The sequence below is a fragment of the Yoonia sp. 67-2 genome, assembly GCF_035117555.1.
Lineage (GTDB): Bacteria > Pseudomonadota > Alphaproteobacteria > Rhodobacterales > Rhodobacteraceae > Yoonia.
The window spans coordinates 478-22617 of sequence record NZ_JAYKPK010000009.1 but is presented as its reverse complement, the minus strand read 5'-3'; the positions used below and the strand labels follow the sequence as shown (position 1 = coordinate 22617).

Below are 22140 nucleotides of genomic sequence, written 5' to 3'. Positions count from 1 at the left end.
GCCGCGGCGATTTCAGTCGCAGTGACACTGTCGCAAAATGAGATCACAAGTGAGACCACTGCGGAAATTTCGCGCGCACCAAATGGTGGAGATACCGGCTCTGGACGTGGCAGTGTAGCGGCCTTTGGCAGCTCTCTCTCTGTCAGGGCAGTCGACAATGCCTCCATCCGGGCAAGAGGTGCAGCAGCAGCGCTTTCTGCGGCTGGTGGACTTGTTGGTGTCGCGATCAGCGGTGCAGGTGCAAGTATTGAGAATATCGTTGGTACGCGGACTATGGCGCGTGCATCAAACATGAATCTCGATGCAGCAAACACGATCGATATTAGTGCAGAGGCGACGACAAGTATTGATGCAAAGGTGATTTCTGCTGCAGCCTCCTTAGGGGCTGGATTGGCTGGCGCAGGTGTTTCAGTCGGTGTGGGCCGCGCAGAAAACCGTCTCGGACAGCGCAGTGATGGTCTTAAGGCTGGTGCTTTCACCGATGTGACCAATGCAGGTCTCACCACAGGGAATTTTTCGCTCACATTGGAAAGCGATCTTCAGCCGGTTCAAAACGGAACCTATGCGCAGACCGAGGATGGCCGTCTTTTCCAGTATCTTGGGCCTGATGGCGGTCTCATTGACATGGCTGGCTTCAACCCTGCAGGTAACGCTGATTGGTTCCAGGTCGGGCAAAATTTAAATGGTGTCATCACCATGCTTGCGCCCGAGGATGTGACTGAATTGCTCACCGGCCTGCTGGTAGAAGACAATGGTCGCTACTACAAATATTCCAAGCCAGAAGCGCAAAGCGCCGCGGTAGCTGAACCTGAACTTTGGAGTGTGGTGCTGAGCGCGAGCCAGTTTGAGGCTGCCATCCCGGCAGGCAGCAATACAACTCTGAACAAGGGTGATGTGCTGCGGATTGGTTCAGAGTATTACTTGTATCTGGGTGCCAGTGCGATCGATGCTGCCGGTATTTCTGCGGTCAGTGTTACGCAGGGAGGCAATTGGCTTAACGCGACTCTTGCCGACATCTCCGGCTCGAACAAGACAATCATCACTGATCCGGTTGGTACGATTGCGCTGCAGCTTGGTGATTATATCAAAGTTGGCGAGCAATTTTTCCGCTATACTGGCGTTGATACTGCCAGCTTCTCCCGCAGTGCTAATTACTACGGCGGCTTGCAGTCTGCGCTGCCTCTGGACCAAGAGGCGGACTGGCAACTTGTCGATTACAGCTTTAACTACGGTACGGCAGACAGCCTCTTTGTCATCAATGACAGTGTTGCTGGGCGGTTCATTGATGCCACAGGCACGCTGAATGGTCTGGGGAATGCGTCGCAAGGCTCGGTTATTGCGATCCCGGATGGCAGTTCTGGTACTGCTTATCTTGTGTTTGATGGTACTGGTTCAGTTGCAATAAACGAGGCATTCTTCCGGAGCTTCATGCCAGAGCCCGAAATTGTAATGGATCCCGAAACGGGCGCGCCAGTCGATCCGCAGCCTGCGCCTCCACCACTTGATTGGGGTGTTATCAGTACTGGGCTTGCCTCTGAGGCTGACTGGGTGCTGATTGCTGATCAGATTGCAGACAAGACCATTTCCTTCCGTTCCGGTATCGCCTTGGGTAGCAATTCGCGTTCGATCGCAGATGATGGTGTCATGCTTTATGCCCAGACGGGTGCTCAGGCGGGCGGGTTCCTTGTCTTCCGGAATGTCAGCGGGGCCGCTATCAGCGCCAACAGCGATTATGCTCTGGGGCTTGTGGAGGGCGGTTTCGTGCCGGCCCAGGCACTCTGGGAACGTCAGCAGGGTGTACAGACTGATCTCAATGCTACGTTTGACCTGGAGACTGGTGATTATATTCAGGTCACCTCTCCCTTCCTCTCCACTGGGGGCAACTATCTGCGCTATGTCGGTGCAGACCAGGTGAATGTACCAGGATCGAGTTCTTACTTCCGCGGTGTTGCCGAGAGCCTTGGTGAGGGTGCAGAACTTGGTTGGCTTGAGCGCTACGGTGTATTTGTCGTTGATACCAGTGCGACAAGCTTCATTGATGCGACGGCACTGAGTGGCAGCGAAACAGCAGATCCGCTTGATGTGGTTCTGTTCAATGTCAATGGCCAAGAACGTTACTATCGCTACACTGGTGTCTCGGCCGTCACGATTGATGCCAGCTTTGTCAGCAACCAGACATATCTTCAGCCACTTGAAACTGGCCAGATCGTCTGGGTCGATGTCACCGATGATGTGGTGCTGAAGAGCGACATTCTCACCGCTCCTGTCACGGGCACAGTCGATGTTGCAAAAGGAAAGTATGTCCAGCTCGGTTCCGGCGATAATGCGCGGTATTTTGAGCGAATGGGTAATCTCACAAGACCGGTAAATACAGATTATGTCTTTGGTCTGGGAGATGCAGAGGTGATCTGGGGCAATGTTCCGGATGGCGAGAGCACGAACTGGAAAGATGGCACGATCCTTGCCATCGAGACAAATGGCATGGTTCTTTTACGCCAATATCAGGCGCCGGATGTGATTACCGTCAATCTTGCGCCTGGAGCTGGCTGGCAGGAAATCACCCAGGCTGCACCCGGGGCTGGGTTCGATACAGAGATTAATTATCTGGCACCTGCTGGCACGAGTTATGACATCCAGACAGGGCTGTTCGTGCGTGACAGCAATGGCGAGGTTTACCAATATATTGGTGCCAATCAGACTGGTGTCGATCTGCGCGCGATTGATTTTGCCACTGCGGCCAACTGGGTTGATCTTGCAAGCGGTGAGGCTGGTGGAGCCAATATCACGATTGATGCGCGGATGAACGCCTCGATTAAGGCCGAGGTGTCAGCAATGGCTGTTGCTGCCTTTGCAGGTCTTGGTGGGGGTGCTGGTGCCGGTACAGGCGCGACAGCGATCAATCTCTTGGGTCATTATGTCGAAAGCATTGTCACCAATAGCACTATTACTGCCCCTGTTGGCGACGTGTCGGTCACGGCCCAAGATACAAGTTCGGTCGATGTTCATGTTCAATCAACCTCTGTAGCGGCGGTTCTTGGTATTGGTGGCTCGGTGTCTGTTGCTGTATCTTTGGCTGAGGCGATCATTACCGGTGGTCTGCGTGCTGTGGTCCAGAACAGCAATATCAATACACGTGATCTTAACGTTAAGACCGAAGATACACGCGACATCAATGTGACGGCCGAGGCCTCCTCGATTGCTGCAACTGGTATCGGGTTCGCTGCTTCGGGCGGTGGTGCGCGCGCCTATATTTCTGATCAGGGCCTACGCGAGGCTTTGATCTCAGGGGGCGTGATCAGCCTTGCCGGGGATGCCAATATTGAGGCGGTATCGGATGCCAGCCTTGATGCAGACATTGAGGTCAATTCCATCGCCGCTGGCTTCTTTGCGATCGCAGGTGGCGGTGGTGTCGCCGATATCGACGCTGGCGGCATAATCAGGGCGCAGATTACGGGCGCCAATGTGACTGCGACAAGTGGTACAGTCTCTGTCTTGGCCGATCGGACCGGCACCAGCCGGGCATCGGCTAAGGGTATGACTGTCGGCACGACAGCTGGGGTGGGTGCGAACTCCGCAAGGGTCGATACCAGCACAGTTGTATCTGCACTTGTTGGGGGATCCGGGACCTATAACCTCGGTGCTCTTTCCGTTGATGCAGTCTCTGCGCCTTCCGATGGCAATCTTCTGGCAGAAGCTGTCTCACGCGCATCTGGTGGAGGCATCCTGCTTGGGGTGCAGTCGACAAATGCACAGCTCTTCAATTCCAGCGTGGTACGCGCTGCCCTGACCGGTGGAGCAACTCTTGCGGTGCGTGGCGCACTCACTTTGAATGCGAGCTCTGATAGTCGTCAGCGCGCAAATTCCGTGGGTGTGGCTGGTGGCCTGATTGGTGTTGGCGCAACAGATGCCACAGTAAGCTCAACCGCCGATGTGAAAGGTGAGATCGAAGCCGGGGTGACTGTCACCAGCGCTGGCTCGATGAACATCTCTGCTGTGGCGATCGATGCTAATGATCTGGACATCCTTGCCGGTGCTTATGGTCTGGCTGCCGGAGCGGCTGCTGCGGGACGCACTGAGTCTGCTGGTTCGGTCTTCGCTGGTGCGCTGGATGGCACATCTACTGCGAACCGTGCCAATATCACTGTTCAGGGTGATCTGACGATCACGGCAATTTATACCTCTCAACCCGATGGCAAAATTTCGACAAGCTCCTTTGGTGCCATCGCTGGGGCTGGTGCATCCATGCGCCATGAGATCAACGGTACTGTTGAGGGTGCGTTCGGTGATTACGCCAAGATCACTGCTGGGCGGATTGATGCGAACCTGACATCGCGCCTTGATGGTGGTGGCTCGGTGGATGGTAAGACTGGTGGCCTTGTTTCCGGTGCCAGCGCCAATATCAACACAATTGTCAGCTTCGACACAAAGATGCGCTTTGGCGTGAATTCTGATGTGCAAACCACTGGCTACCAGATCACTGCTGCAAATGGGGCTATTACGCGGATCGCGGGTGATCTCATTGCCAAAGTGCGCAATATTCTCGATTATTCTGATAAGGTAAAACTGGTCACCGGGGGCGCATTCTCAGGCGCCGGGGCTTACGGTCGGTTTGAAGCCAACACACTTGATGCCAGAGTTATTGTAGAAGCCGGGGCGAAAATAGACAGCCATGGTATTCTGGAGTTTGAGGCGTCAGGGCGCGGCAACACATATCTGCAATCTTATTCAGAGACCTTTGGGGCAGCGACAGTGGCTCTGGGTGCAGCGCGTACCTATGTCACCCCAACCCATGAGATATTGTTTGAAACAGGTGCAAATGTTCGGGCCGCTGGCAATATGTTCCTTAGTGCCGGTGTTGACCGGTTCTTGAACCTGCCGGACCAAAACTTTGAGTCGCGGGTCGATAATTTTGCCGGTTCTGTCATTCCGATCTCTGATCTCAAGACAGTCGCGCTCTATGAGGCGACCAACCTTGTGCATATCAAGTCTGGTGCCAGCCTGACAGGTGACAGCAACATTGATATCAATGCGGATGGCTGGGGCGATGTCGGGGTTGAGGGTGTGGCCAAGGCCACTAACTGGACCTCTGGTGTTGCCAATGCCTTGGGCGGCGGCAATGTGGGCTCAGGAAACGGTGAACGGCGTGCTGTGCTCTTTGCAGAGGTGCGCAACGAGGGCCAGATTGTGACTGGTCAGAAGCGTTTCAAGACTCTGATCCTGAAGGTCGACGAATATGGAAATATCGTTGAGGATATGGACGCGGTAGATGCGAAAGGCCGCAAGTCAACAGGTGATATTGGTTTCACGGTGATCCGTGCAGGCATTCTTGCTCCTCAGTTTGAAGAGATTGAGAAAGCGCGTGAAAAGCTGGCGCTTTATGATGGCTCTGGTAATGCCGACCTTGAGACATTCTATCGCAACCAGATAGCGCGTCTGGAGCAGGAACTGCTCGATATGGGGCTTGCTGAGCGCCGTGGAGACACGATTATCCCAAGTCTGCCTGAGGCAGATATGGTGGTTGTCGAGCCTACCAATGCCCAGGCAGGTCGCGTGCGGATTCTGTCCGATTATCTCACTGGTGGCGGCCTGTTCAACACCCCCAAGGATGCGCGGATTGAGATCCAAAACAATACTTATGCGCAGCTTGAGATCACAGGTCTGAGTATCCCGACCTTCAATGGTGGGGTCTATTTCAACGGTGTTGATATCACGGCAGATGCCGATGCCTCTGAGGATGCGCGACTGCTCATCCGCGAAGAGAACACGCGCAATGTGAACCGCAACAACCAGACCTATAGTGAGGACGATAATCTTGGTACCAAAGATCAGGATAACCGCTTTGTCGGCCTGAACTTCTCAGCAGACACAATCAGCGCCACTGAGGCTAACCCCGAAATCCGGATATCAGTGGCCAATATCAACCTGTTTGTTGATCCAAATACTGGCTTCCTGCCGCCGAGCCAGAACATCAATATCACTGGTAATATCATTGCGCCTACGGCAAGGCTTGACATCCTGAACCCCTCCAGAGGGGGCTCGGTCTCTATTCTTGGTCAGATCCAGGCGCGCGAGATTTTCATCCAGGCGAAAAATGCGATCAACATTCTCGGGGTGTTGATGGAGCATGTGGGTGGTGATCCTGTTGGGATTTTCCTGGCCAATAGTACCTTGTTGAGAAACTCAATGGGTGCCGCACCGACCTCGACCACAGCTGTCCAGAATTGGGTCAATACACTCAGCATAAATCCTGATGCACCAAACCTGTTGGCAGACCGGATCACGATCGATGCTGAATATATTAATGTGAACGGGCTGATCCAGGCGGGGAAAAAGGACTTTGATCTGGTGCTTGGCGCGAGTGAGCAAAATCAGATCCAGCAGGCGATAAACTCGGGTAGAAACTTCACTAATATTGAACTCTCGAATGATGATTTCACCGCCCAGTACAGCAAGCAGGAGCGCGCACTGATCATCAAGGCGATGCGTCCCAAGGGTGGGACAATCTCTCTGACCGGTCATATCGTCAATACCGGCAAGGGAAGGCTTGTCTCGCATGCCGCCTATCCGGAAATCACCATCATCAACAACATGGCTTTGCCTGATGTGGTGCTGAAGCTCGAAACACTTGATGTGAATACCCGTGGTGATGGGCTGATCTACATTGAGGACAAGGGCCGCAACCTGATCACCATCTACACCAAAGAGGCGGATGGTACTGTTGATATCTCGGTTGCTAACCGCATCACTGGCGTAGCAATAAGCAGGCCGGGTGATATTACAACAACGGAATATCAGCCTCTCGCCAACCAGCGCTATGCATGGTCAATCGGGGAGTCCTCTCGCACCCGTGAGACAGCGCGTTGGCAGGAAAAGGGCTGGCTTGGTATCATCGATCTGGGCACTCAGAATATTCCGGTGCCGCCAGTCACTCAGGTGCTGAGCCGTGATCTGATCGAAGATTCCAACTATTTCTACACGCGTAATGTGGACGGTGTGGGTGGTGTGTCCGGTGGAAATATCATTCTGCCAAGTGACGAATTTGCCAATGTTTCGGAATCAGGGAATGATCTCTACACCTATACCCGTGACGTCGTTATCACGAGTGCGACCGACTGGAAGCAGACCTATTACAATGTCCGTTCCTCCTGGTACGGCAAGAAGACCTATACCTACCAGTATGAACGCACCATTGGGCGGTTTGTGACCCATTCGCATTCAATCGCTGCAGACCGGATGATCCAGATCGATTTCCTCCACAACACAGCTGGTGAAGTCACTGTAAATGCTGGGTCTTCCAGTATTCTGATAGATGGCCAGATCCTTAACGATCTTGGCACCACAACGCTGATGACCCAGAGAGATATCACTGCCAAGGCAAGCCTTACCTCTCAGGTTGATCTTGGGGATACAGAAGAGATCACGACTGCCTCTGTGGGGGGGAAGGTCATCTCGCTGACAGCCGGTGGTCGGATCGGCACTGATAGTGTCGCACTTCCGGTCAATCTCACCCAAGTGGCTGATGCGCGCCTTGATGCCAGCACCACAGGTGGCAAGATCAATATCGCACAGGCCAAAGGTGATCTACCGGTCGGCCGTGTCATCTCGGAAAATACTGTGAGCGGGTATCGCGGATCGGTGAAACTCTCCGCCCAAGATGATATCTTCTCCGCCAATCCAGCACTCGCTGCCGCAGTGATTGGGGCTGATATCACTCTGATCTCTGGGCGCGGTTCTGTCGGTACAGCTGACAATATCCTCCAGATTGATACCGCTGGGATACGCGCCGAGGATCATCTGACTGTTCAGGCTGTGACTGCCGCCCATATCCGTGAAATCTCGGGCGATCTGCGGGTGAACCGTATTGATGGTGGTGACACCCCTGGAGGAGACTTCCAGTCCATCGCGGATGTGGCCATTTATGTGCCGAACGGCAGTATCATTGACAGCAATGACCGCTCCATTGTTGACACCCGCGCGATTGAAGAGCTGCTGGGTTCTGTCTGGACGGACATGGAACTCACTGCAGACACCGGGGCAAATGATAAGGTTGCAGATGCGAAGACTGCGCTGCAATCGGCCAAGACAAGGGAATACCAGACCTATTGGCGCTGGCGTGGTCTGCACGATGATGCAGCCTTCCAGGCTGTCATGGGGGGCGATGATGCCGCATTTGTCATCGATGCTGATGAGCAGTCTGCTCTGTTGGCCTTCTATAAGGCGCGTGCTCTGGTACTTGATAATGCCCTTACAGATGGGCAGGCAGACGCTGAGGCAGAGGCCCAGCTTTTGGTGCTGCGCACAACGCGCGCTGAACAGTTCCGCACGCTGAATGCACGCTATGCTGAGGCCACTTACGGCACAGTTTCAGGGTTGGCGACAGCGGGTCAGTTGGTGACCATCAGCTGGTCGGGGACAAACCGCGAGGTCAAGGCAGCGAGTGATGGCCGCTGGTCGGTCGCCTTCAGTCAGGATGAACTGCTGGGTATCAATGGGACTGATGATCCAGGCAGCCCTACCAGCAATGCTGGCACAATCGAGCTGTTCACACTTGATGAGTTCAACACGAACTTCGTTGAATCTCTGACACAACGCGAGATCGACAGGATCGAGGCCTCTATCAAGATCTGGACGCCTGACGAGCTGCTTTATGGTTATGGCATTGGACTTCTGCAGCCGGTTACAGATACCCGCACAACCATTGAGGACCCAAATATTTCTGCGGGGACATTGCGCATCGAGGTGCGTGACAATGTGGGTGTTACCTCTGGATCGGTGCTCATCGATATGAGCGAGGAGCTCAGCACAGAGAACCGCATCTTGCTGTCTGCGGCAGAACGGTCGGACATCAACTTCCTGCTCACAGCCCAGCTCCCGGCGACTGTTTCCTTTGACCCTGCAAGCAACACGATTACGCGCCAGAGCGGGACTGCAAACTGGGATATGATCTTTGCTGCAGGCGATATTCTGCAGGTCGAGGGCAGCACACCGAATGCCACTGAGGCCGCTTTCTACACGATTGAATCTGTGACTGCAGATCGGATTGTGGTGAGCGTCAACGGGTCCAAGCAGATATCGGCCCTTGAGGCTAATATTGCGGTTACTCTTGCGGCAGTCTCTCTCAATCCTTTGGGAGACAGCGCCAGCAGTGTGGTCAATATTGTGCGCACAGGTGAGTTTACCGGTACGATCACCACAACCGGGACTGCTGGGAATGATTTCAGCGCCTTTGAAGTGGGCGACCGTCTTGTGCTGTCCAACCTCAGCCCTGTTACGGAAGGATTTGAGAATAGTCAGGACGCTTTGAGGCCCTCAGAGAACGTCAATGGCGAGGATACTGCCTATATTATCACTGCGATCAGTGATGATGGTACTGTTCTGACTATTGAGACAACAAAGCCTGAGGGTCTGATCTCTGAGGATGCCATTGGTGTGGCGTTGCGAAGCGTTGTTGCTGTCAAATTCATCGAAGTCATCCTGCGGGACGATTTCAACGTTGAGGCGACAGGCGAAATCAACGTGGTTGCAGGTGGCGAGGTCTTCCTTGGATCCGAGGATACTGCGCTCAATCTTGGCCTTGTTGAGGCGGGTGGCCCTGTGCGGCTCAAAACTTCTGGTGATATTTTAAACAGTTCTGGTGGGACAGATCCTAATGTGGTCACTGCCGGGTCGGTGCTGTTTGAGGCCTCAACAGGTCAGATCGGCACGTCTGATGCAAGGGTCTGGTACAATATAACCGAGAATGATGCGGATATGACGGCGCGTGCCAGCGGGGCTATCTGGTTGGGTGAGACCGAGGGCGACATGCGTGTGGCCACTGTCTTCTCTTCGAGCAGTGATGTTGATCTCTGGGCAATCGATGGCAGCATCATTGATGCGATTAATCTTGATTTCGTGAACATCGAAGCGGCGGATATTCGTCTGAGGGCGCTGGGCTCTATCGGCAGTGATGCAAATCCGTTTGAGATTGAAGCGAGAGGGGATGGTTCTGCGGCTGGTCGTGGCTGGGTGACACTGATTGCCGGGGAAGAGATCCCTGATGGCAACGGGCAGATTGATCACAGCTCTGTGGTATTGCAGAATATTGTTGTTTATCAGGCAGGTGATCTGCATCTGCGCACCGCTTTTGCGACTGGCGATGTCACCCTGACTGCGCGCGAGTCCTTGCTGGACGCCGTTGATCTTGCAAACCCGCAAGACCCTTACAGCAACTCCGAAACCACAGCGAGCCTGCCGCGGGCTGATATCTACGGCAACAATATCACATTGCGTGCTGTCAATGGCTTCATCGGCCAGGCTGGCAACGATCTCGATATCGATATGGCAAGGAACCAGCTTGGTGTGCTGACCACGCAGAGCTTCCAGGACACTTATATCACGCAAGTCGATTCCAATGGTGTCGGCGATGGCAATATCTATGTCTTCACCATCGCGGCCAGCGATCCGATCGCGCAGGTCGAGAACCTTGTGCTTGGCGGTATCCTGGCGATCAATGATGTGATCAGTGTCACCATTGAGGGTGTGGCCATCAGCTACAGGGTGCGCGAAGAGGATTTGCAAGACAGTGTTGGTGGCGCAGTGGCGGGCGATAGTCTGATTGCCCGTCAGAACATTGCAGGCCGGATCGCTACGCTGATAAATGCCAATGTGACGCTTTCCGAGCAGATCGCGGCCGAAGTTGCGACCAGTCTTGGCGCGGTGCAATTGACAGCAAAGCGGCCTGGTGCTGATTTTGCGACCTTCCTGTCAATCAACTCGCTCGCCGGCACGGTGCAAAAACAGGTCATCCAGCCCAACGATATTGGCCGCACTGCCTTTGTCACGGCATCGAACGGTTCGATCTTCAACGCGGCCGGTCTTGATGCTGATAGGGAGCGAATTTCCAATGTCACAGGTGGCCGTGCTTATCTTGTTGCCCGCTATAATATTGGTGAGATTGATAATCCTATCTTCAGCCGGATCGGGGTACTGCAGGGCAAATCTACCGAAGAAAACACTTATCTTGCCAATTCTGGCGATCTTGAGGTTCTGGCATTCGGAGATTCCGCTGCGGCAGGTATGTTTGCCGGTGGCGAGGTCATTGTCAGTGCAGCCTCTCCGGTTACGATCAGCAGTTCGGTCACTGCTGCTGGTGATATCCGTTATATCGCCAATGATAGCGCTGATCCAAATGGCGACACTATCACGGTCAATGCGGGGGTGACGATCACTTCAGAGCAGGGCTCTATTCGCTTTGATGCGGGTGATCATTTCGTGCTGCGATCTGGCGCTACTCTGGATGCGTTGCGTGATATCATCATCAATACTGATTATGATGTCCTGAGTACTGATGACCAGCGGGGGGGTGATGTCACCATCGCGGGCTCTGTGATCACACGTGGGATCACAGAGACGACGACTAACGGGACAGGGGCAGATGTGACTATCCGCACCGCGGGTGATCTGATCATCAGCACCAGCAGAATTGCCAATGATACTGTCACAATCACAGGCAGTCTGACGCTGGCGCGTGATTTTATACTGGATACTTTTGCTGGCAATGACAGCGTGACGATCGACACAGATCTGTCGGCAGCCAATATCTTCATCCGCCTTGGTGAGGGCAATGACCTGCTTGATATCGATGGCGATCTCGAGAGCTTTGGGTATCTTGTGCCAGTCCTTGGGCTTGAGGATATTGATCCCAATGAGGCTGATGACGCGCGCGATACCCGCCACTCGGTCCAACGCGGGGATGTGATTATTGATTTCGGGGATGATCTTGATCAGAACGATCAATTCACCTTGACTGGCAATATCACCACAGTGCGGGATCTGCGGATCCTCAAACTGCCGCAGACCCAGCATCAGGCGGTCGAGCGTGATCTTTATGTGATCCGTTCCGGGTTTGGCCTCACAGTTGCCAATGCAGGTCAGGCGCAGGTGATCACATCGCAGCTGAGCGAGTCGCTTGTTTTGCGCAATGATGCAGGCTTTGGAACGATCACCGGCACGGCCGGGCTGTTTAAGGGGCTACGCGCTGGTGATACGATAAGGGTCGCGCAGAATGGTGTTGTTCAGGAGCGAGTAGTTCGCGAGATCTCGGCTGATTTTGGCCAGATCGTATTCACCCAGACATTGCGCAGCGAGTTTATGTTCGATGTCACCAGCAACGTTGTGATTGCGCGCAAGCTTGATGCCAATGCAAGACTGAATGTGAATGATCGCCTTGTGCTGGTCACTCCTGGTGGGAGCAACCAGCAGGATGGCCTGAGAGTGGCTGAGATTCAGGATGGTGGCTACAGGCTCTTGATGAGCACAACCTCGACCAAGCTGCTAACAGGTCTGCAAATTGATGCTTTTGATCGGCTTTCAGCACTCCAGCTTGATCCTTCCCAGCCTGTGACGGTCAATCAGGGCGATCTCGTGCGGTTCCAGTTTGATGGCCAGCCTGTGATCTACACCTATTCAGGGGCATCCTCGCAATTGATCAATCTTGCGGGTCTGAGCCAGCTTGATCTGATCAGCAATCCTCTGATCTGGCAGTTGACCCCGGTCACCGCCTATCCCGATAACACCGGTGCCCTGGTCATGCAGGCCGGTACTGATGGAAACCTTGTTGCCGGCCGGGATCTGAACATCTGGACGGGTGGCGGCGATGATACGATCATCACTGAGGGTGGTGTCAAAGCCGGCCGTAATCTGATCATCCAGACAGGTGAGGGCAATGATCAGGTAGATATCAGAGGCACTCTGCCTGCCTCCGATGCCCTTGGTGCAGAGAGCTATACGCTTTATGCAGAGCGCGGCAATGTGCTGGTCGATCTTGGGACAGCAAGCACTGAACAAAACCTCATCCTTGAGGATGGTGGTATATTTGCGGGAACCGATATTCTGATCCGCGCCAGTGGTGATGGTGATGTGAAGATCGATGTGAATGGCCAGGTTCTTGCCGGGCGTGATATTGTGATCAACACACTCGCTGGCGATGACACTCTTGATTTCCGCCGCTCGCTCGTTGCGGGCCGGAATCTGACTATTCAGACAGGTGCGGGTGCTGATCTGACCAGAGTGCAGAACAACATGACTGCGACGACAGGCTCGATCCTGGTGGATCTTGGGATTGGTGGCACTTTGGGGCGCCAGGGTATTGAGATCATTGATGGCAATATGACGGCCGGTGTGGATATCACGCTGCGGTCCTCCGGCAGCCTAGGGACTGATATCAAGGTTCAGGGCGGTGTTTTGCCAAGTACTGCGCCATTTGGTGATATGACAGCCGGGCGGAATATCCTGGTCGAAACCGGGACTGGCAATGACACTTTCAGAGTGACTGGCAGCATGCTGGCAGGCTCAGCCGATCTGCCACTGGCGGCAAATTCGCTGATCGTCAGCATGGGTGGTGGGCTTGATAGCATCCGGGTTGACCGCGATGTCACATCAACCACAGGATTGGTCCGTCTTGATCTTGGGGCAGGTGGTAGCAGCACGCCCTCAGGTGTTGGCCCGCATGAATCCATAAAGGTTCTGGGTGATATCTCTTCAGGGACATCTGTCAGCCTGCTCAAATCCGGCTTTGGTAATGCGCTTGTTGATGTCACAGGCAAGATCACTGCGGGCACATTCATCCTGGTACGCACCGGCTCTGGCGATGATGAGATCAATCTGCGCGATGATCTGCTTGCTGGCAGTGAGATCTTGATCGAGACAACTGCAGGTCGCGACAAGGTTACTCTCTTTAAGAAAGCAACAGCGCAAACTCTTGATATCAAGATTGATCTTGGTTCGATTGCTTCTGGCGAGGCAACACTCAGCCTCAGGGATAAGCTCCTTGCTGGACGGGATATTCTGATCAGCAATACAGGTGCAGGCTCTGCCATCATCACCGTGGATGCGCTGGCAGAGGCCACACGCAACCTGACCATCAGCACTGGCAGCGGTGCTGACACATTGAATATCAACGCGATGATGGTGGCTTTGAACGGTGATGCATTGGTGCAAACCGGGGCGGGCGCTGATCTGATCCAGATCGCTGATGCGGGTGGTTTTGAATCAAGACTTGCCAATCTGACCATTGATTTCGGGGCAGATGATGGCGCTGAGGATGTGCTGATTGCTGCAGGTAGCCTGATCGCCGCAAAAGCGCTGGTGATCCGTAATACGGGCAACACCCGCACAGGTATCCTGCTTGATACAGCCTTGCTGCGTGCGGGTCGTGAGGGTCTGACGATCCAGCTCGGATCCGGGGATGATCTGATTGATACTCTGGACAGCGAGTTCTCGTCGGCAGGCGATATCGTGATCGATACTAGTGCTGGCGATGACAGGATCTATATCGATGGTGGCCTGATACAGGCGGCAGAGCTTTTGGAGATGCGCACCGGCGAGGGTATTGATGATCTCAGGATTGCCGAGACAGCAATTCAGGCAAAAACAGCAAGGTTTGATCTTGGTGGCGGTGCTGATTACATGTTGCTGCTTGATCTTGTGCGTCTGAATGCGGATGCAAAGATCCTCGGTGGCTCTGGCAATGATCAGATCGATATCATCCGTCTGCCAAATCACTTGGCAACAGACCGTCTTGTCATCGATGGCGGTGCGGGAGCGGATAATGTCAATATCCTGACCCATGGCAGCCAGGCAGGCGCAGGGATCAATTACAAGATCGAGGTGCTGGATACAGGAACAACGACATCCAATCTTGACCGTCTGTTGGTGCAGGGCACCGTGCAGAATGATGTCTTCTTGTCGCGCGCTGGTCTGCTAGCCCTGCTGCATGGCACACCAGAAAGCCTCCTTGCTGGCCAGACTGCAGGCTCTGCCGAGCAGATCATCTATAATGGCAACCAGAATGGTGGTCTTCTGCTCCAGACAGGAGAGGGCGACAACCTTGTGGTCTTTGACGACACGACCACCACAACTTTGGTCGAGACCGGCTCTGGCAATAACCATGTGATCCTTGGCCAGATCTTTGGCGCAGCCCCTGCTGTGACTACTGATCTTTTGACTGGGCGTCCTCTGAGTGGAGTTCTGACCACGCAGGTCAATGGTGGCTGCCTCAGCAATGGTGTGGCCCATGCCACATTGATCCGGACCGGGTCGGGCAATGACCGCATTGAGGTCAATGCCAATGCGGCCAGAGTAAGACTTGAAGCCGGGGCAGGCGATGACGAAATCATCCTGCGCAGCTTTGCAACCGGGCTTTCGAACACCGGGGCGACACAATATGCGCTTAATGCTGAGGTGGATATCGTGGCCGGCGCGGGTGTGGACCGACTTGTTGTTCAGGGCTCCGAGCTTGCGGATGTGATCCTGCTTGAAGAGACAAGGATCCGCGGTGCGGGTCGCAGTGTGAACCTCTCGGGCAGTGAAGAACATATTGTGATCGATGGGCGTACTGGGGATGACAGTATAAATCTGCATGCCACACGCGCGGGCAGCCTGACTGAAGTGTTTGGCGGCACCGGCTCGGATCATGTTGTTCTGGGTGGGGCAGTCTCTGGTCTTGTGGGTCATGGCAAACCCGCCTTCGGGATCTCTCCAATTGTGATCGGTGGTCCTCAGCTGGTCAGCCAGACTCCGGTGAGTTTTGCAGCCTGGATTGCGGCTTATCCTAAGGCGGATGGGGTCAGCCAGAGCTCTTTGAGCGAGAATGCAATCGAGCCGGTTGTGGCAAGAGGCAAGCTTGATACTCTGTTGGGTGGTCTGAGATTGCAGGGTGGTGCGGGGGCTGCGGATCCTGTGACCCGAGCTTTGGGTCTGCCGGGTGAGGCGGGTCGCGGACAGCTTGTGCTGCCAAGAGCGGCCAGCACGGATCACAATGCGATTGATCGTCTTTCGGTGCAGAGCCAGCTTGCGACAGCCTCTCTGAATGGTCTGATTTCTGCGGCCACACTTGGTGGGCAGAGCTTTCTGCGCCTGAGCGGTCTGAACATGCCGGCAGCGGGTGTTGCTCTGAACCGGCCTGAAGGGCTGATAAGTCAGGATAGCGGCCTTTTTGCCCGCGGCTTCGAGACGACAGAAATCTTCCTCGGATCCGGCAATGATCGCCTTGATATTGCGACACTGCCTGACACATCGGACGCCACCGCGCGCGGTGCGCTGACCGTGGTGCATGGCGGGGCCGGCAATGATCATCTGACTGTGGGCCAGATCTCTGGCACGCAAGGCGTGGTGCTCTTCGGTGATACCGAGCGGGGCAATGCGCTCTATCCAAACCTCTCGGCCGATGGGCCGGGTCTCTTCCCCGATGCAAATGCCCAGACACCAGGGTCTGATCTGATTGATCTGCGCGGACAATCGGGTGGACATGTGCTTGTCGACGCAGGGGCCGGCAATGATACCATCTTTGCTGGTGGCGTTGGCTCTGTGCTGGTCGGTGGCGCTGGCAATGATGCGATCACCGGAGGCGCAAGCTCTGATCTGATCGTGGGTGATGGGGCTCTGCGGCTTGACAGGATCACTGGTATGGTGCGTATCGAGGCTGTGAATTTGGCAGGCACAGATACGATCAACACTGGGGCTGGCAACAATATCGTCTTTGGCGATCATGTGACCACATCCCAGTTTGCAGGCTGGAATGGCGCGCGCCCGACAGCTCTGACAAGCACAACAGGTGGGGCAGCTGATACGATCACCACAGTTGCCGGCCGCAATATTATTGCGGGTGGCGCAGGGGCCGATCAGATCAATGCAAGCCTGACAGGGGCCGGCAGCATCCTCTTTGGTGATGGGGCAGACCTGCTCTTCAACAGCGCTGGAATCATTCAACGCTCGGAATCCGTCTCGCAAACTGGCGGTGCCGGCGACACGATCACGCTTGGGGCGGCTGGTGCTCTGGTCTTTGGTGGCGAGGGTGCAGATACGATCACCGCCACGGGTGGCAATAACCGGATCTTTGGTGATTTCGGGCGGGCGCTCTTCGCAAATGGTGTTATCGATCAGCTGATCTCGCTTGAGGCCATAAATGGTGATGCAGATATCATCACCACAGGTGCTGGTGATGATATCATCCTTGGTGGTTACGACGCTGACCGGATCACCACATCCGGTGGTCAGAACATCCTCTTTGGTGATCATGGGATCATTGATGGTCTTGCGGCTGCCACAACGGCAGGGATCTTCCTGCCTGTTGAGGGCGGGCCTCTGGGTCTGCACTCGATCCTGACTGCCGCCAATCAGGGCGGCAATGACCGGATCCATGGCGGCTCAGGCCGTGATCTGATCATCGGTGGTCAGGGTGCGGATCTGCTGCTGGGTATGGCAGGCGATGATGACATCATCGGCGGGCATTATATTGATGCCGCAAGGCTGAGCCCAACAGGGCTTGCTCTGGCTGATGGGGATAACATCATCGATGCAGGGGCTGGCAATGATGTGGTCATCGGCAGCCATGGTCTGATCAGGGTCAAGGCCCAGCAGACAGATCCAAGACTGATCCTGACAGGTGGCACGAATGCAGCCGCCCAGGCTGATCCGACAGGCAGACTGATCCGCGAGATCAGGCTGCATATGGATCCGGCGCATGATGCGAGCCGCTTTGGGTCTAACATCATTGCAGGCGGGGCTGGTGATGACATGCTCTTTGGTGGTCAGGGCAATGATCTGATCCTTGGGGATGCGACATTGCAGCTCACCCAGGCTGGTGCTTTTGATACACGTGCAGGGGTCAATCCGTCCGTGCTGCGTGGTGCCGATGTCTATGCCTATCTTGATGCTGGAAATGGCTCAGGCTGGCGGCTTTGGGGTGACAAGACAGCAAATGACTTCGGGGTGCTGATGTACCGCGATATTAACGGAGGACGTGAATTCCTCTATGCGACCTCGACTGCGCAGAGCGGTGGTCAGTCCGATCTTGTGCTGGTCCGCCCAGGCGTAGGGGCGATCCCTGCGGTCGCTGGCTCGAATTACATCGAGGCCGGCCCAGGCAACGACACTGTGATTGCAGGTCTTGGTCAGAATGATGTGGTCGGTGGCAGCTCGTCCCTCTATGGCGGGCACCTGAAAAACCTGGTGTCCACAGATACAAGCAATCCCTTTGCACCAGCGCAGCCCTCACCGGCAGCCCGCGCTGGTTCGAATATGCTGATTGCCGGCAATGGTGATCCTCTGAACCCCAACACAGTTGCGGGCACAGTGATGGCCGCAGGCCATGCCACGATCAAACGCGAGATCGCGGGTGGGGCATTTGCAACGGTGACTGGTGGCACAGGGCAGGCAGCCCATGTCATCCGCCGTGCGATCGAGATCGCTGAAGCACAGACCTCCACCGGCGAGATCAACCGTCTCTTCGGGACCGGTGGGTCGCATGAGCTGATGGTGCGGCAGAATATCGGTGATATTCTTTATGGCCAGCCTGCCACACCACAGCGTTACAACGAGACGGGCGCGCACAGTGTGATTGCGCGGCAGAACCAGGATCTGGCGTTTCTTGTTGGCTCTGCTGATCGCAGAGCGCCTGTTCTGGCTGCAGCTGGTTTCGAGGGAACTGCAGCGACGGTTAACCTGCGTGCTTCGCAAAGCGTTTCCACTGCCGGTGCGACACCTGTCTATCTCTACAACCAGGGGACAGGTGGGTTTGAGACCTCGACACCGTTCAACCGTCCTGTGAGCTCAGGGGCGACAAGACTGATTGATATTGAGAGCAGTCAGGCTGGTTCTGGTGGCTACGCTTATATTGATGATCGTGGTGGTGTCTGGTTGCGTTCTGGATTGGTGCCTGATCGCTCTGTGGAGAATGGTGGGACGCCAGGGGATGGTGGGCAGACACCGACTGATCCGGTTCAGAACGCCTCTATTGGTTATGCTGGTTCTGTTCGTGTGAACCCTGCTCAAGTGATGGGTCAGCCGCAGCGTATTGAGTTTGGCGGGAATATTGAGAATGCTGTTATTGTTTTGACAGGTTCAAGTGGTTGGCGTGTCGAGACCTACACATTACGCATTGTAGATCGGGATGCGACTGGCTTTAGTTTTGTGGTTGATGGCTGGGAGTACCAATCAAGCTTGCGTTCGCAGGTAGTAACTATCAACTGGGTTGCGGTTGCAGCTGGTGTGTACACTCTTGCAGATGGCCGTGTGATTGAGGCTGGCACTGTTCTTGCTGATCGAGATACCGGGTCTGTTAACTTTGCAGCAGACTTTGTTTCTGCGCCGGTGGTGATCACTACAGTGATGTCCTCGATTGATCCGACATCGGTCGATAGCGATCCGATCAATGTGACCCGCACTGGCTTCAATGCCCGCCTCCAAACTGAAGAGGCACGCAATGCTTCATCGCTTGGTCAGGAACTGGTTGGGTATATTGCTTTTGCCCAAGGTGGTTCTGTGGGCACGCACAGCAATGTGACGCACAATATCTCGACGCTGCAATATAGTGGCGAATTCATAAATACGGTTGTTGTTGCAGACACTCAGACCCGGAATGATAGTGAAACTCAGGTGACTATGCTGATTGGGACGCCTAGTGCATCTTCCGTTCGCGTCTGGCTCCAAGAGGATCAGTCTGCTGATTTTGAGCAGTTCCGAGTTATGGGTGAGCAGGTTGGCTTTGCCGCATTTGAAATAGGCAGTTTGATAGGTACCCGAACTGGCAGTGCCGCTTGGGTGACGGCAGAACAGCTCCAGGCAGTAAGGCATCCAACTAATAGTCAAAATAGTGGCTCTATCGGTTATGCTGGTTCTGTTCGTGTGAACCCTGCTCAAGTGATGGGTCAGCCGCAGCGTATTGAGTTTGGCGGGAGTATTGAGAATGCTGTTATTGTTTTGACAGGTTCAAGTGGTTGGCGTGTCGAGACCTACACATTACGCATTGTAGATCGGGATGCGACTGGCTTTAGTTTTGTGATTGATGGCTGGGAGTACCAATCAAGCTTGCGTTCGCAGGTAGTAACTATCAACTGGGTTGCGGTTGCAGCTGGTGTGTACACTCTTGCAGATGGCCGTGTGATTGAGGCTGGCACTGTTCTTGCTGATCGAGATACCGGGTCTGTTAACTTTGCAGCAGACTTTGTTTCCGCGCCGGTGGTGATCACTACAGTGATGTCCTCGATTGATCCGACATCGGTCGATAGCGATCCGATCAATGTGACCCGCACTGGCTTCAATGCCCGCCTCCAAACTGAAGAGGCACGCAATGCTTCATCGCTTGGTCAGGAACTGGTTGGGTATATTGCTTTTGCCCAAGGTGGTTCTGTGGGCACGCACAGCAATGTGACGCACAATATCTCGACGCTGCAATATAGTGGCGAATTCATAAATACGGTTGTTGTTGCAGACACTCAGACCCGGAATGATAGTGAAACTCAGGTGACTATGCTGATTGGGACGCCTAGTGCATCTTCCGTTCGCGTCTGGCTCCAAGAGGATCAGTCTGCTGATTTTGAGCAGTTCCGAGTTATGGGTGAGCAGGTTGGCTTTGCCGCATTTGAAACAGGCAGTTTGATAGGTACCCGAACTGGCAGTGCCGCTTGGGTGACGGCAGAACAACTCCAAGCAGCAAGCCAGACCAGCGTTGGAAACGATATAGGCCAGGCTGGCCTGCTTACAGTCAGCGCAGGTAACGTGGGTAAGCCGATACGGGTAAACTTTGGTGCTGACGTGTCAAATCCTGTGATCGTCTTGACTGGCACAGTGGCTGTAGGTGCGCAGCCATATACACTTCGTGTCGTCTCGCGAGATGCGACTGGTTTCAGCTTCATGGTTGAAGAGTGGGAGTATCAGACGGCTGTAAGATGGCAGTCTGTTACAGTGAACTGGGTCGCGATAGCTGCCGGTGTCCATACGCTAGCAGACGGTCGCGTGATTGAAGCGGGCACAGTCCTTGCGGATCATCAGAGTGGTTCTGTTAACTTTGCTGCAAACTTTGGTACAAACGCGCCAGTGGTCATAACCTCTGTTATGTCCTCCCTAGACCCAACATCCGTCGATAGCGATCCAATCAATGTCACCAGAACAGGGTTTAACGTGCGTCTTCAGGTTGAAGAATCGCGCCAAGGAGCGCGCGCACAAGAGCTCGTTGGCTACATCGCGTTTAGCACGGGGGGTACAGTCCAACTCACCAACAATGTCACTCAAAACAGTGCCAATGTGAACTTTGGTCAGGCATTCACGCAAAGTGTAATCGTGGCTGATACACAGACCCTGGCAGAAACCGATTCGCAGACATTGATGCTGCGTTCGCAAACTACATCTGGTGCCAACCTGTTTGTTGCTGAAGAGCAATCTCTAGATTTTGAGACATTCCGCTTTATGGGTGAAACAGTAGGTTTTGCAGCTTTTGAGGCTGGTATGTTGAAGGGTACCCGGACTAGTGATGCCAACCTAGTAACGGCTTCGCAGCTTGATGCTGCAGCACAAGCAGCACAAACGATAGGTGTTCAGGCGATCGGGCAGGCGGGTAGCCGGACTATTAGTGTAAGCTCGTTCAACATTAACAACCCAATTCGGGTCAACTATTCGGCGCCAATCCAGAACGCCGTTATCTCGCTGATGGGGGCTGACGCGAATGGTACTAGATATTCTTTGAGGATTGTATCAAGTGATGCCAATGGTTTTTCCTTTGTGGTTGAAAACTGGACGAACGCCTCTCTTTTCAACTTAAGTAATATCGATATTCAGTGGGTGGCGATCAAGGCTGGGGTACATCAGCTAGCTGATGGTCGGCTGATTGAAGCCGGCACTGTCCAAGCGACTAACACATCTGGCAGGGTTAACTTTGCTGCTGACTTCACATCTACCCCAGTTGTGGTGGCCACAACGATGTCACGTAACGATACACGCCCTGTAGATAGTGATCCTCTCAACATCAGTAAGGATGGCTTCGATGCTAGGCTTGAGACTGGTAGCCTTCACGGCTCTCATACGCGACCAGCTGAGACAGTCGGCTATATTGCAATGTCATCAGGGGGAAGTGCTGCGACAGGTGTTGCAAACAGCTTCAATGTCTTGAGTGGAGCCGTTGGCCAATGGACTGTGCCTGCCGGCTTCAGCGATATGATTGTGGTAGCAGACACGCAGACAAGGAACTCCACAGATAAGGTTGTAGTCAGTTTCAGCCGGTTTGGTTCTTCGACAAGATTACATTTACAGAGCTCGCCCTTATCTTTTGCGCAGACTGAGATCGTTGGTGTGATGGCGTTTTCGAGAGGTGCTATTATGGCAAAATAG

The 22140-nt window shown here is 54.3% G+C and carries 1 protein-coding gene (only partly in view); it reads left to right on the top strand.

The window, feature by feature from the left end; translation table 11 throughout:
- Positions 1–22140, top strand: partial view of a calcium-binding protein gene (locus VOY09_RS14255; protein ID WP_323811288.1) — the end only. The gene continues 25554 nt to the left of window position 1, outside the view; 22140 of the gene's 47694 nt are visible here — the last part of the coding sequence; its start codon lies off the left edge, out of view; it ends in the stop codon at positions 22138–22140.